The 13,711-nt window shown below is 46.5% G+C and carries 16 protein-coding genes; 5 read left to right on the forward strand and 11 right to left on the reverse strand.

The features are described 5' to 3' along the window. Positions 1-4: 4 nt before the first annotated feature. The 11 genes from queE to MRK00_05365 all read right to left on the reverse strand — a co-directional run bounded on the left by queE (position 5) and on the right by MRK00_05365 (position 9,298). Positions 5-694 carry a 7-carboxy-7-deazaguanine synthase QueE gene (queE, locus tag MRK00_05315; GenBank protein MDR4516793.1) on the reverse strand — a complete coding sequence of 230 codons (690 nt, stop codon included), beginning with the start codon at positions 692-694 and terminating at the stop codon, positions 5-7. A gap of 1 nt (position 695) precedes the next feature. After that, positions 696-1,622 (reverse strand): tol-pal system protein YbgF, encoded by a 927-nt coding sequence (gene ybgF, locus MRK00_05320; protein ID MDR4516794.1) that lies wholly within the window; start codon positions 1,620-1,622, stop codon positions 696-698. Between the two features lie 3 nt (positions 1,623-1,625). Next, on the reverse strand, positions 1,626-2,141 hold the full coding sequence (gene pal, locus MRK00_05325) for a peptidoglycan-associated lipoprotein Pal (GenBank protein ID MDR4516795.1): 516 nt from the start codon (positions 2,139-2,141) through the stop codon (positions 1,626-1,628). Between the two features lie 180 nt (positions 2,142-2,321). After that, positions 2,322-3,620 (reverse strand): Tol-Pal system beta propeller repeat protein TolB, encoded by a 1,299-nt coding sequence (gene tolB, locus MRK00_05330; GenBank protein MDR4516796.1) that lies wholly within the window; start codon positions 3,618-3,620, stop codon positions 2,322-2,324. Between the two features lie 47 nt (positions 3,621-3,667). After that, a complete protein-coding gene (tolA, locus tag MRK00_05335) occupies positions 3,668-4,630 on the reverse strand; it encodes a cell envelope integrity protein TolA (GenBank protein ID MDR4516797.1) in 963 nt (320 codons plus the stop codon). Positions 4,631-4,651: 21 nt separating this feature from the next. Continuing rightward, complete coding sequence (tolR, locus tag MRK00_05340) at positions 4,652-5,065, reverse strand: protein TolR (protein ID MDR4516798.1); 414 nt, start codon at positions 5,063-5,065, stop codon at positions 4,652-4,654. Positions 5,066-5,084: 19 nt separating this feature from the next. Further along, entirely contained in the window at positions 5,085-5,765 is a 681-nt protein-coding gene (gene tolQ, locus MRK00_05345; GenBank protein MDR4516799.1) for a protein TolQ, read from the reverse strand. Then, entirely contained in the window at positions 5,762-6,172 is a 411-nt protein-coding gene (gene ybgC / locus MRK00_05350) for a tol-pal system-associated acyl-CoA thioesterase (GenBank protein ID MDR4516800.1), read from the reverse strand. The genes tolQ and ybgC overlap by 4 nt, the downstream gene beginning before the upstream one ends. A gap of 148 nt (positions 6,173-6,320) precedes the next feature. Continuing rightward, entirely contained in the window at positions 6,321-7,592 is a 1,272-nt protein-coding gene (locus MRK00_05355; GenBank protein ID MDR4516801.1) for an HlyC/CorC family transporter, read from the reverse strand. Between the two features lie 222 nt (positions 7,593-7,814). After that, positions 7,815-8,582, reverse strand: coding sequence for an exodeoxyribonuclease III (gene xth / locus MRK00_05360; protein ID MDR4516802.1), 768 nt, complete (start codon positions 8,580-8,582; stop codon positions 7,815-7,817). Between the two features lie 41 nt (positions 8,583-8,623). Then, positions 8,624-9,298, reverse strand: coding sequence for an alpha/beta hydrolase (locus MRK00_05365; GenBank protein MDR4516803.1), 675 nt, complete (start codon positions 9,296-9,298; stop codon positions 8,624-8,626). Positions 9,299-9,407: 109 nt separating this feature from the next. On the opposite strand from MRK00_05365, the gene MRK00_05370 reads away from it, so the two are divergent. The 5 genes from MRK00_05370 (at position 9,408) to yidC (ending at position 13,627) form a co-directional block, all read left to right on the forward strand. Next, positions 9,408-10,508, forward strand: a complete 1,101-nt coding sequence (locus tag MRK00_05370) for a transglutaminase domain-containing protein (protein ID MDR4516804.1) — start codon at positions 9,408-9,410, stop codon at positions 10,506-10,508. A gap of 194 nt (positions 10,509-10,702) precedes the next feature. Next, positions 10,703-10,837: a 50S ribosomal protein L34 gene (gene rpmH, locus MRK00_05375; protein ID MDR4516805.1), complete on the forward strand. Its 135-nt coding sequence runs from the start codon at positions 10,703-10,705 to the stop codon at positions 10,835-10,837. A gap of 127 nt (positions 10,838-10,964) precedes the next feature. Further along, positions 10,965-11,309, forward strand: coding sequence for a ribonuclease P protein component (gene rnpA, locus MRK00_05380; protein ID MDR4516806.1), 345 nt, complete (start codon positions 10,965-10,967; stop codon positions 11,307-11,309). After that, positions 11,297-11,506, forward strand: a complete 210-nt coding sequence (gene yidD, locus MRK00_05385; GenBank protein MDR4516807.1) for a membrane protein insertion efficiency factor YidD — start codon at positions 11,297-11,299, stop codon at positions 11,504-11,506. The genes rnpA and yidD overlap by 13 nt, the downstream gene beginning before the upstream one ends. 180 nt (positions 11,507-11,686) lie before the next feature. After that, positions 11,687-13,627, forward strand: coding sequence for a membrane protein insertase YidC (gene yidC, locus MRK00_05390; protein ID MDR4516808.1), 1,941 nt, complete (start codon positions 11,687-11,689; stop codon positions 13,625-13,627). Positions 13,628-13,711: the final 84 nt, after the last annotated feature.

The following is a 13,711-nucleotide window of genomic DNA, read 5'->3' on the forward strand; positions in this document are numbered from 1 at the left end:
GTGTTCATCGCCCCGGCCCATCTTCCCAGAGCAGTTTATGCAACTGAATCTGCATGCGCACAGGCAGTTGATCGCATAAAATCCATCCGGCCAGAGTAGTTGGATCAAGCTGGTCGTGCACGGGCGAGAACAACACGGAACCGCGTCTGTCCAGGCCGTGTTCCTGGATCATCCGGCATGCCCAGCGATAATCCGCTTCATCGCACAGCACGAATTTGATTTCATCGTGCGGCGTTAAATAATTCAGATTATCCCAACGGTTTTTGTCCATTTCGCCCGATCCGGGTGTTTTGATGTCCATGATTTTGCAAACGCGTGGGTCAACGCCAGATATATCGAGTGCGCCGCTGGTTTCAAGCGATACGCAATAGCCCGCATCGCAGAGTGCGGTCAGCAGTACCGGGCAATTTTTTTGCGCGAGCGGTTCGCCGCCGGTGACGGTGACATATCGTGTCCGGTAATTGACTATTCGTTCCAGAATGACGTCAATAACCATGTTTTCTCCGCCGGTAAATGCATAGGCCGTATCGCAGTAACCGCAGCGCAGCGGGCAGCCTGTCAGGCGGATGAATACGGTTGGCAAACCGGTGCGGCTGGTTTCACCTTGTAGTGAATAGAAAATCTCGCTGATACGCAAGGTTGAGGTTTTGTCGTTCCTTGCCTGGTTTGTGTGTTTGCTGCTGGAAAAATTCAAATCAGAATTGAGTCAGCCGTTGCTTGGCTTTTCCGGCGGCATCGCTGAAAGGATACCGGGTAATCAGGTCTTCAAGGGTTTTTTTGGCCGCTTTACTGTTGGCCATTTCATTCTGGCTGCTGGCAATGTTGAGCATTGCGTCAGGCACTTTGGGACTGTCCGGATAGCGGTTGATCAGCGCACTTTGGGCATCTATCGCTTCCTGAAAATCCCGTAACGCATAAAGCGCATTGCCAACCCAGTAAGCCGCGCTCGGCGCCAGAATCGATTGCGGATAATGTTTCAGGAAGGCTTCAAACTGCGCTTTGGCGCCGCTGTAATCGCCACTGGTAAAAAGCCTGTAAGCAGTATCATAAACCTGTTTATCGGTCGCACCTGCGGGTCTTAAATCATGTTCGGGAACCGCGGCAATCATTGTTTGCGGTTCCGCGTTTGCCATTTCCGCTTCGGGTGTTAACTGTGCTTGTGGCGCAAAGTTTTCTACACTGGATTGCTCCGATTGACCAGATGCGGGCGGTACGGCAATACTGTTCGTCGATTGTTCGGGAATGGCAGGAGAATCGTCATTGGTAGGGGCGGTATAGGTTGGAAGCGGCGCATTGGGATCTTCGATCAATCTTAAACGGTTATCCAGATCGATATAGAAATCCCTTTGCCGTTTTTGCAACGATGCGTTGTCATTTGAGAGTACTTCGATCTGCCCGCGTAATTTGCCGAGTTCCAGTCCAAGCGTCTCGACCTGGGAATAAAGATCCAGCAACGCCTGGCTTTTCAGCGCTTCTTCCATTTTGGTAATACGCGTCTCCATTTCCTCAACCTGTTGACGCAAAACACTGATTTGTTCGCGTGCTTTATCGTCGCCAAATAATCCGGCATAGCTGGCATTGCTACTGATCAATAACAGCAGACAGAAAACGCGTATTAACATGTTTTATTCACCTCGATAAAGTATGTCCGTGCGGCGGTTCTCACCCCATGCCGATTCACTACTGCCGTAGGCGCGGGGTTTTTCTTCGCCCAAGCTGACGGCTTCAATTTGTGATTCCCGTGCACCGGATAATGTCATGATGTTTTTTACACCATCGGCGCGACGTTGACCGAGCGCCAGATTGTATTCGCGGCTGCCGCGCTCATCGGTGTTACCCTGCAAAATGACCTGTGCATTGGGATTGTCGCGGAGATATTGTGCGTGCGCAATGACCATAGGTCTGTAGTCATTCTTTACTGTATAACTGTCAAAGTCATAAAACACACTGCGTTGTGACAAAATGCTGTTCGGATCGTTCAGCGGATGAAAACCCGTACCGCCTGAACCCAGCGCGCTGCCATCCGCGCCATAACCGCTATCTGCCCCTGTTGTTGACCGATCTTCTACATCAGGCTGCGTCGTTTGACTGGCGCATGCTGATAATAAGCCAATGATCAAAATACCTGCTATTGTCTTCATTTACCGCTCCTTTAATAATAAACAAAAAATCTTAGGGTCATCTCTAAAAATCCGAAATTTGCTACAACACGACACTACTTACAAAAATGCTTCCTTATATATCAAACGATACGCTATGTCATCATTTTTTACGCGAACCTCTTTTTTTAAATCTTCGAATTTTTTAAACGCACAAATACCTCATTTTTGTTTTAGCAACGGCCCCCAAGCCGGTTCCCTGATATCACCCGTCTGAACAGATAAATGCTGCCTCGTCTGACCATCTCTAGAAACAGCCGATAATATACCACGCCCTCCGATTTCTGTAGCATGCAAGATCATCCTGCCATTCGGCGCAAAGCTGGGCGATTCGTCAAACTGGGAATTTGTCAGAATTTGCACCTGGCGTGTGGCAATATCCTGCACTGCAACAGTAAACCGGCCTTGATGCCGGTGTATAAATGCAAAGCTTTTGCCGTCATGACTGAAATCCGGGCTGACATTATAGTTGCCTTCAAATGTCAGCCGTTCGGCTGTTGTTGATTCTGTCGCAGAAACAGGAATACGATAGATCTGAGGACTGCCGCCGCGATCAGAAGTGAAAATAATATGGCGTCCGTCCGGCGAGAAATTCGGTTCCGTATCGATACCCGAACTTCGGGTTAGCCGCCGCAAACCGCTGCCGTCCGCGTTAATCAGGTAAATCTGTGAACCGCCATGCAGCGATAGCACAACGGCCAGTGTTTTACCGTCAGGCGACCATGCAGGCGCGCTGTTGCTGCCGGCAAAATTGGCGACAGCCTTGCGTTGCCGCGTTGCAATCGTCTGCACATAGACCACCGGCTTTTTATTTTCGAACGAAACATAAGCGATTTGACCGCCATTGGGCGACCAGGCGGGCGAAATAATGGGTTCCGTATATTCGATAATCGAGTGTTCGTTATAGCCGTCCGAATCGGCAATCTGAAGCGCATATTTGTTTCCCTGTTTCAAAACATAGGCAATACGCGTACTGAACACACCGGCTTCGCCCGTCAATGCTTCGTAAATGATATCGGCGATACGATGTGCGGCTGCGCGTAATTGCGTTACCGGCACAATTGTTGCCAGGCCGGTCAACTGCGCCTGTCTCGCCACATCCATCAAACGAAACTGAATTTCCACCTGACCGCCGGGCATGGGAATCGTGCGCCCGATAACCAAGGCGCTCGCCCCCCGATTCGTCCAGTCGCTGTAGACGACTTCCGCAGGTGCATGGGGCGTCAATCCGGTCGGGTCGATTAATCTGAACAGTCCGCTGCGCTGCAAATCGGCAGCAACCACATCGGTGACGCGTTGCTGCAGTCTGTTTTCATCTGCAAAAGGTACGATTGCAATGGAGATTCGTTCGGTTCCGCCGCCAAAAATTTCAATATTAAGTCTGGCGTGCAGCGGTGTGCAGACCAACCAAAGCAATACTGTCAATAGACAATAAAATTGTGTGCGAGAATGCGTTGACATAGATATAAGACGTTAAAAATTCGAAAAATAATATTGGATTATAACAATCATTCCAAATAATGCACGGTTACATGCAGGTTCCGAAATTCATTAAATAATGCCGGGTCGGGCGGCAACGGCAGCGGCCTGGAAAGCAGAATGGCGCGCTCAACGGCACTGTCAAAAGCGGGATAACCGCTGCTTTTGCGCAACCTGACATCGAGAATATCGCCGCCTGGCAATAACGTGACGTTGAACTCGGTAACCGGGTTACCCGGTAAATCGGGCGGCATGACGATTCTGCTTTTGATTTTAGCGAGAATCATAGCCTTGTATTTTCCGATTTCACTGGCGATTTGTGCACGCGCAGCCGCCTGTTGCGCCTCGAGACGGGCTTTTTCTTCCTGCTCCCGTTTCTGCTGAGCTTCTAATTCACGTTTCTTCTGTTCTTCCTGCTCTCGTTTCTTCTGTTCTTCCTGCTCTCGTTTTTTTTGTTCTTCCAATTCGCGCTTTTTCTGCGCTTCCAGTTCACGCTGTTTTTGCGCTTCCTGTTCGCGTTTCAATCGCTCCGATTCAGCTTTTTCCTGTTCTTTTTTCTTCTGTTCCTCCAGATCGGGTTTCGGTTTTTCCTGGACGGGTTTTGGTTTTTCAGTTTTGTCTTTTAGTTCAATGTCCGGCTTACTGGGCGGTGGCGGCGCAACATTAATCGGCGCAGGTCTGGCCTTGGCCGGTTCCGGCTTCGGTTCGGACTTTGGCTCCGGTACAGGTTTTGGCTGTTGTTTTGGCTGGGCAGGCGGTGGCGGCGTTGTTTTGACGACCGGCGGCTGAACGGGCTGGGACAAATCCTGCCATAATTCTACAATCATGCCTTCAGGCGGACGGTCTTTCCAGTTAAACCCGAAAACCAGGAGAGCAATGAATACAATGTGCACCAGCAATGCCAAAATTCCCGCCAGCGCTGAACGCTGTTCTTCTGAAGGTGCTTTGTCTGGCTGGCCTGCAATCATGACTACCGATCTATTAATAAACAAAAAATGGCTTTTCAGGATTGATCATTTAGGTTGTGTTAGCAAACCGACTTTTTGAACCTGGTACTGCTGCAAAATATCCATGATCTTGATGACTTCCTCGTAACGCACATTTTTGTCGGCGGCAATAACGACGGGCTGATCGGCATTTTGCGACTGTTTTTGTTTGATCGCATCAATCAGCTGTTGATGTGTCACATGGACTTCAAGACTTGTTTTGGCCCGGTCAAGCAATGCAAGACTGTTGTCGGCCTTGATCATCACCTCCAACGGTGCGGAAGGCACAGCGGATGATTTCCCGATCTGAGGCAATTCGATTTGCCCCGGATTGATCATGGGCGCAGTGATCATAAAAATGATCAACAACACCAGCATCACATCAATATAGGGCACGACATTAATTTCATTCTTTAACTGGCGTTTAATGCGACGAGCCATTGTGTTTTCTTACTCCAGATTAATGGGAAGCCCTGCGTTGCAAAACATTAGACAGTTCTTCCATGAAACTCTCGAACCGTGTCGCCAGTTTTTCGGTATCACTGACATAACGGTTATAGGCAATAACAGCCGGTATGGCTGCAAACAGACCCATTGCGGTTGCAATCAGGGCTTCTGCAATTCCGGGTGCAACATGTGAAATTGTTGCCTGGGAAATATTGGATAAACTGCGAAAGGAATTCATGATTCCCCATACCGTGCCTAATAATCCGATATAGGGACTGACAGAACCCACTGTTGCCAGAAAGGACAAATGTGTTTCCAGTCTGTCCATTTCCCGTTGGTACGTTGCCTGCATGGCGCGGCGCGTACTATCCATAACCATGTCGACGTCCGTGCCCGGTGGATGCTTGCTGAATTCGCCGAATCCCGCCACGAAAATACGCTCCATACTGCCAGAGGTATAGCGCGAACTGGTTGCGCGCTGATACAGCGCGTTCATGTCCGCGCCGCGCCAGAAAATATCCTCAAAATCATCGCTTTGTTTTATGGCATTTCGAATCACAAATAGTTTCCGGAATATATACCACCATGAAAACAATGAAGCCAGTAACAGTATAAGCATGACCAGTTGTACAAAAACACTGGCACTGCTGATCAGATAAAAAAGAGATAAATCCTGGGTGACTGGTGTGTTCATGTTGGTGTCTCGATTTTTTCGCGTAGATTGATAGGAATTCTTACGGGCTTAAGGGTGTCTGTATCAACACATACCACATGGATTGTTGCCTTAACCAAAGTAGTCTGGTTGCATAAAATTTCTTGCGCCAAAGTAATGCGGCTACGTCCCATGTCAACGACATCAACGGTGATATGAAGTAGATCATCCAGTATCGCGGGTTTGAAATATTCTATCTCGAGTGAGCGCACCATGAACTGCAATTTATGGGTATTAAGCAACTCATGTACATCGTAGCCCAGTTCCCGAAGCCATTCGTAGCGCGCACGTTCCAGAAAGTGAAGATGGGTTGCATGATAAACAACACCGCCTGCATCGGTATCCTGGTAATAAACCCTTGTGGGCAAGGAAAATTTTTGATTATCCATTGTGTATAAAAAGTCTAAACAGGGCGCCTAAAAAAATTCTGATAATTCTATACTATAAATTACCTGAAAAGATGACAAAAATTACTTGAAGTTAAAATTAAAAATGATTTTTTATATGACGACTTCGGGAACGGATAATGAGGGTGTTTTATTGTTCGGTTTCCATTGAAACCGGATGAATTCTGACTGTTCTGACCGCCTGATTTTTTACTTGCAAAATTTCCATGGGGTAACCGGCAATATTGAGTCCGGTTCCGCTTTCCGGAATTTCCTGTAAATATTCGAGAATCAGACCATTGAGTGTTTTCGGACCGTCAAGCGGAAACTGCGTATCCAGCTTGCGGTTTAAATCCCGCAATAACGCGCTGCCCTCGACAATAATGCTTCCATCCTCCTGCTTATGATAGGTGCTTGCATGGGTGGGCGCATGCGTCGTGAATTCGCCGATAATTTCTTCGAGTATGTCCTCAAGCGTAACCAGCCCCATCCATTCACCGTACTCATCGACAACCAGGCCGATTCTATTCCTGTTTTCCTCGAAAAGCTGCAACTGTGAAAACAGCGGTGTTCCGGATGGAATGAAATACGGTTTTTGCATGATTTTTTCCAAAGTGGCCGCCGTAATGGGCCCGCTTTTCATGTGATTCAGTACTTTTCGCATATGGATGATGCCGACAATATTGTCCATGCGTTCACGGTAGACCGGTAGTCGGGTGTGATGGCAGGTCAGCAGTTGTTCCTGTATGGTTTCATCATCGGCGGTCAGGTCAATTGCTTCGATCCGGCTGCGCGGCACAATAACATCGTCGACCGTAATCGTTTCAAGATCAAACAGATTAAGCAACATGCTCTGATGTTTTTTCTGGATAAAATGCCCGCCTTCCAGAACCAGTGTTTTAAGTTCCTCTGAGCTGATCGTCTGTGTCGCTGTCGATTGCGTTGGGTTTAAACGCAACAGCATCAAAAGCCCAGTGACAAATAAATTAATAAACCACACAACCGGATAAAGAATCTTCAGCAAAGGCGTCAGAATATAACTTGCAAACAAAGCAATGCGTTCGGGATATGCCGCTGCGATGACTTTCGGGGTAATCTCGCTGAAAATCAGTATGGCGAAAGTGACGCAAATGGTGCCAATTAACAATGCCAATTCATCCTGCCCGAAAAGCATTGCGACTATGACTGCCACCAGGGTAGCCGAAGCGGTATTGAGTAGATTATTTCCCAGTAAAATCACACCCAGTAGCCGATCCGTCTTGTCCAGCAATCGGCTGGTCAGGCGCGCAGCCCGGTGCCCCTGCTTGGCCATATGCTTCAGGCGATAGCGATTGATCGCCATCATACTGGTTTCGGAAAGTGAGAAAAAACCTGACAGAATTAATAAGAAAAATAGAATTATCAGTAAGATATAAAGCGGTATATCTTCCAAAGAACACCTTTTTCGGCAGTTGAATTTCGGTTATCAAACTGCAAGCGTAATCGAATTCGAGCGGGTTGTTAAGTAGGCGATAGCCAATTCATTATTTTTTCTATTGCAAAACAGCGTTTTTTCATACTTAAGATCTGTTCTTGCGTTGATAAACGAGTTTAACGCAAGGCAAAAATTCCATTTGTACGATCTTGAGCAGATTCTTGGAAAATACTAACGCGATAATTCAACGATGACGGGCGCATGATCAGAAGGACGTTCCAGTTTGCGCGTTGCTTTATCAATATGACACGCGCTACAGTGATCAGCCAATTCCTTGCTCAACAGAATATGATCGATACGTAGCCCCCTGTTGCGGCGGAAAGCCAACATGCGGTAATCCCACCAACTATAGGTCTTTTCAGGCTGATCAAACAAACGAAAACTGTCTTTGAACCCAAGATTCAACAGTTTGTCAAAAAAATCCCTTTCAGCCTGGCTACACAATACTTTTCCTGCCCAGAGTTTTGGATCATAAACGTCACGGTCATCCGGTGCAATATTGTAGTCGCCCAGTACTGCCAGTTTGGGATAGGTTTTCAATTCATCACGCAACCATTCGGCAAGCGCCTGCAACCAGTTTAATTTGTAATCAAATTTTTTAGATTCAACTGCTTCGCCGTTAGGGACATAAATACAAATTATACGGCACTCATCAAAAGTCGCAGAAATGACTCTTTGTTGTTCGTCTTCAAAACCCGGTATCGCAGTCAGTACTTCCTTACCTTGCTTCTTGCTGAGTATCGCAACACCATTATAGGTTTTTTGCCCGGTAAATACGGATTGATACCCTGCTTCAGCAATTTCATTTTGCGGGAAGTTTTCATCGGTTAATTTGGTTTCCTGCAAACACAACACATCAGGCTGATGTGCGTGCAGCCAGTCAACGACTTGAGGCAGTCGAACTTTCAATGAATTGACGTTCCAGGTGGCCAGCTTCATATCTATTTTCCATTAAGACAACGTAAGTAAAGATAGCGCACTTACGCGAAAACCCGAAGTAACCAACCATCGATATCGCTGATTTCCTGTGCGCAAACGGCATGTTCCATCGGGTATTCGTGCCAATCAGGCATGTAATTGGCCTGGCACAGTTTATCCCTGGAAGTAATGGCCAGTGAAACTGGAACAACCGCATCATATGTGCCATGCGCCATAAAAATGGGGATTGAGGCATTCGCCGGATGCACTTCGTTTAAAAGTGTCTCAGAAAGCGGAAGATAACATGATAACGCCATAATACCCGCCAGTTTGTTTTTTTGGCGCAGACCGGCCTGCAGTGCGATTGCGCCACCCTGAGAAAACCCGGCCAAAACAATATTGTTTGAAACAATACCGCGATTGATTTCATGACCGATCAGTGCGTCAATAGCGTGTTGCGAATCTCTGATACCCGTTTCATCTTCCAGGGAACTGATATTCATACTCCGGATATCATACCAGGCGCGCATGACATAACCAGCATTAATCGTCACTGGTCGCATGGGTGCATGCGGAAAGATGAAACGTATTCCTTTTTTGGGAGAAAATTCCAGTTCATTGATTATAGGGACAAAATCATTGCCATCCGCACCCAGACCATGCAGCCAGATAACGGCATAATCGGGATCAGAACCTGTTTCTATTTCAACTGTGGGCAATAAATCTGAAGTTGGCATGAGCGATAATTACAGAGAGTACAATGTGGCATTGACTAAAGCCGATGATAGGATAAAATTTGCCAGCTGGCAGTTATTCAAATTCAAAATATATTTTTAGAGAGAAACGATGAAACGCAGGGATTTTATCAAAATAATGGGGTCGGGCGCACTTTTAATACCAATGGCTTCATTTCCGGTGCTCGCAAAAAAACAATCGCTGGATTATGAGAAATGGCATAGTTTTCGGTTGACATACCAGGTCAATCTTCCTGCAACAGGAAAACGGGCGCGTTTATGGCTGCCGCTACCCAGTTCTCTTGATCAAGCCTATCAGTTTACCCAGGGAAACAATTGGTCCGGCAACGCTGCACAGGCGAAGTTTGATACCGTTGGCAAAGAAAATTTTCCAGTATTTATGGCGGAATGGCAGGGTGAAGGAGAGCGCACCGCATCCGTTCAATGTATCATCAAAACCTCACACCATGCCGCTAATCTTAATCACTATCATACGACAGGAAACACTGCGGTGCCTGGCGCTATAAAGCCTTATCTCGAGCCCACCCAGTTGATACCGGTCAATGGGATTGTCAAAGACGTGGCCTATTCCATCGTTTATGATGAAAATAATACAGCAATCGATAAAGCACGTTCCATCTATGATTGGTTAATTGATCACTTTCAGCATGATGCGACAACACGCGGGCGTGGCCGGGGTGATATCAAATTCATGCTGGAAAACAGCCAACTGAGCGGCAAATGCGTGGATATACACTCACTGTTTGTGGGACTGGCGCGTTCGGTCGGCATACCTGCACGCATTCAATACGGTATCCGTATGATGGAATCCGAATTGCATGAATCGCTTGGCAGGCAATCGGATATCAGCCATGCGCAACATAGCCGCGCTGAATTCTATCTGAATAACGTCGGCTGGGTACCTGTTAATCCAGCAGATGTCTGTAAAGTGGCCAAGTTGGAAAACTTGGAACTGGACGATCCAAAGATAGCGCGTTTACGGGAGAAATTTTTTGGCGCCTGGGAAATGAACTGGATTACGTTCAATCATGCACAGGATATTCAGTTGGCCAACAGCAAATCCGGCAAACTGCCTTTCTTTTTATTTCCGCATGCCGAGATTGATGACCAGGCACTCGATAGTCTTGACCCGAAAAAATTCAGCTATCAGATTTTCTCAGCCGAGCTCGTTGGAACTGGCGCCCAATTTTAATTCGATAACAACGTCATTAATTTACCAACAGCCGAATTTGCAAGGAGTCAGTAAGTACTTGACCCAATATTCAATAGTAACCGGATTTCAAAAACCAATTAAAACAATGTTCAAAAAAAGTTGACATCAGGTCATATAACAGGTTGTAATATGCGGTTTTATTGACTAAATTTAGATACAAGAGAGAATAAATAATGAAACGTACTTATCAGCCTTCTGTAACCAAAAGAAAACGTACGCATGGTTTTCTTGTGCGTATGAAAACACGAAGTGGTGCGGCTGTTATCCGTGCACGTCGCGCTAAAGGGCGCGCGAAACTGAGTGTCTAGCAGATTGTTGAAAACCGTTTTCGCAGCAACGGCAACGTAGACGGTTTTTCGAAATCCTGCTCGCGCAAGTGTTCGATCCGAGTGAAAACAGGGCAATAATATTCCCATTAGCGCAAAAATATACTCCCTGCCCAAAAGCCATCGACTACATCAGGCTGAAGCGTTCGCCGAGGTTTTTCGTTTCCGGCGACAGGTACGCGGCGGTTATGTTCAAATTTACGCCAAACCGAATGGCCTGCCGTTTTCTCGTCTTGGGCTTATTGTCTCCAGAAAAGTGGAACGTGCCGCGGTTAAACGCAACAGGGCAAAACGGTTGTTACGCGAAACATTTAGAACGTTTCAAAGAAACAATAATACAATGGAAATGGACTGGATTATGCGTTTGAAGTGCCCTGTAACAGCAGAACGTTCAACGGAATTTATTGCAGAAGTCAGATTATTGATGCATCAACTACAACAATGTCACGATTAATGATTGGTTTTATACGATTTTATCAATACTGCATTAGCCCCATGATGGCACCCTCATGTCGTTTCACTCCCACCTGTTCACAATATGCATGTGAAGCATTGGCCAAACATGGTTTTTTGCGTGGAATGCGGTTAAGCATCTGGCGTATCTTGCGGTGCAATCCCTGGTGTAAAGGGGGTTATGAGCCAGTACCTTGACAGTCTCTCACTTTGCTTGCGTGTTGCGAAGCATTGGTTTGTTTGAAGGCGCGAAGTATCTATTTAAATCAAAAATATAGCCATCGACGATAGCTGCCGACTAATGTAATCGCCGAGTGTTTTGCATCTATTGCAGCACACCATAAAGTGTCGTCATAAAATTAATCTGACCATATAAAAATGGAAACAAGAAAACTTATACTTATCATTATTTTGTCCACTTCTCTGCTGTTATTGTGGGATTCTTGGCAAAAAGAAATTCAACCGCCGGTTACTCAGGTAACGCCCGGTGTAATATCTGAAAATGGCACTAATCAACGTCATGACCCGCTGCCTGTGCCTGGCGATGAGCTCGCCGGCGCGAATCAACCGAGCGCAGTCGCTGGAATTGCGGGCGTTACTCCATCGATCACCCCAAATTTGTTTGAAATCGGTGAGAAAATTCAGGTAACTACCGATTTGGTTGTTGCTGAAATCGATACGGCTGGTGGCGATATCAGAAAGCTTGGATTGTTAAAACATCCCGCAAGAGAAGACGAAACAAAGCCTTACGAGTTGTTACTCGATCAAGCGGCCCGTTTTCAGATTGCGCAATCGGGATTAATCGGCGAAGGTCTGCCCAGTCATAAAACCAGATTTACGCTCGATTCAAATAAACATACATATGAACTCAGTCCGGGTGAAGACAGCATAAGCATCCGTCTTCTGGCGCCCGAAGTCGATGGCATACAGGTCACCAAAATCTATACCTTTCATCGTGGCACATATGTCATTGATGTGGAATTTGAAATTGTGAATCATAGCGATTCCACAATCATGCCATTTTCGTATTTTCAGATGATGCGGGATGCCAAAGACCCGGTTGGCCAGGGATTCCTGGTTCATTCTCATACCGGCCCGGCGCTCTATACGGATGAAGAGAAGTTTCAAAAAGTCAAGTTTTCCGACCTGGATAAAAACAAAGCTGAATATCCAACCAATGCCGATAATGGCTGGATTGCCATGCTTGAACACTACTTCTTGACAGCATGGCTGCCCAAACAGGATACACCGCGGGAATATTTTATAAAGCGTTTAGCGTATAACCAATATACCGCAGGCGTTATTGTACCCGTTGGCGCTATAGAACCCGGTCAAACCAAAACCATAGACATGCCTTTCTACGCGGGCCCGCAAGAACAAAATAAGCTTGCCGAACTGTCTCCGGGGCTGGACCTGACTGTCGATTACGGTTGGTTAACGGTATTGGCTAAGCCTTTGTTCTGGCTGCTTTCCTTTTACCACTCCTATGTTGATAACTGGGGTATTGCCATTATCCTGTTAACGCTGACCGTCAAGCTGATATTCTTCCCGCTGTCTGCGGCGGGTTACCGTTCGATGGCCAAATTGCGTGTGGTCACGCCTAAGCTGCAACGTATCCGAGAACAATATGCCAGTGACCGTCAGCGCATGCATCAGGCCATGATGGAATTTTATAAAAAGGAAAAAATCAATCCGCTGGGTGGGTGTTTGCCGATACTTGTACAGATCCCAGTATTTATTGCACTATTCTGGACATTACTGGCTGCAGTTGAATTGCGTTATGCGCCGCTGGCGCTATGGATTACTGACATGTCTGTGCCTGATCCATACTATGTGCTGCCATTGATGATGGGTGTATCGATGTATATCCAGTCAAAGCTGAGTCCCAAGCCCACCGACCCTATTCAGGCGAGAATCATGCAGATTATGCCGATCGCTTTCAGCATATTTTTCTTTTTCTTCCCCTCGGGTTTGGTGCTGTATTCACTGTGCAATAATATTCTTTCCATTCTGCAACAATGGCAGATTACACGCATGCTTGAAAAAAAGGCAGAAGCAGAAGAAGAGAAAAGAAGTAAAGGCAAGGGAAAAGGAAAAAATGTTTCTAACACTGAATTGGAAGAAACAATTGATGAAACCAAACACCTTGCACATTCTGATGCGCCAGCCAAAGAAAGCAATATCGAAGACGCTGAAGTAATTGCAACCAAGGAAGAAACATCTGAGGAAGAGAGAGCCTCTCCTGCACCAGAAAAACCAAAACCCCAACCTAACCAAATTGCCCGAAAGGGTAAAAGCAGGAAAGGCAAGCGAAGGTAATTTCGATTGCGATACAGCCAATGTCTCCATGCACTGGCTGTATCGTTTTTTTGCGGTTTAGCAATACTGTATTAATACAAAGGC

It is taken from the genome of Nitrosomonas sp. (assembly GCA_031316255.1).
Lineage (GTDB): Bacteria > Pseudomonadota > Gammaproteobacteria > Burkholderiales > Nitrosomonadaceae > Nitrosomonas.

Bases quoted from the DNA above. Each gene is read 5' to 3' on its own strand.
- yidD (MDR4516807.1), top strand. From the start codon at position 11,297: ATGTCACGATTAATGATTGGTTTTATACGATTTTATCAATACTGCATT.
- rpmH (MDR4516805.1), top strand. From the start codon at position 10,703: ATGAAACGTACTTATCAGCCTTCTGTAACCAAAAGAAAACGTACGCAT.
- tolB (MDR4516796.1), bottom strand. From the start codon at position 3,620: ATGTCAACGCATTCTCGCACACAATTTTATTGTCTATTGACAGTATTG.
- ybgC (MDR4516800.1), bottom strand. From the start codon at position 6,172: ATGGATAATCAAAAATTTTCCTTGCCCACAAGGGTTTATTACCAGGAT.
- yidC (MDR4516808.1), top strand. From the start codon at position 11,687: ATGGAAACAAGAAAACTTATACTTATCATTATTTTGTCCACTTCTCTG.
- tolR (MDR4516798.1), bottom strand. From the start codon at position 5,065: ATGGCTCGTCGCATTAAACGCCAGTTAAAGAATGAAATTAATGTCGTG.
- xth (MDR4516802.1), bottom strand. From the start codon at position 8,582: ATGAAGCTGGCCACCTGGAACGTCAATTCATTGAAAGTTCGACTGCCT.
- ybgF (MDR4516794.1), bottom strand. From the start codon at position 1,622: ATGTTAATACGCGTTTTCTGTCTGCTGTTATTGATCAGTAGCAATGCC.
- MRK00_05365 (MDR4516803.1), bottom strand. From the start codon at position 9,298: ATGCCAACTTCAGATTTATTGCCCACAGTTGAAATAGAAACAGGTTCT.
- tolQ (MDR4516799.1), bottom strand. From the start codon at position 5,765: ATGAACACACCAGTCACCCAGGATTTATCTCTTTTTTATCTGATCAGC.
- MRK00_05370 (MDR4516804.1), top strand. From the start codon at position 9,408: ATGAAACGCAGGGATTTTATCAAAATAATGGGGTCGGGCGCACTTTTA.
- pal (MDR4516795.1), bottom strand. From the start codon at position 2,141: ATGAAGACAATAGCAGGTATTTTGATCATTGGCTTATTATCAGCATGC.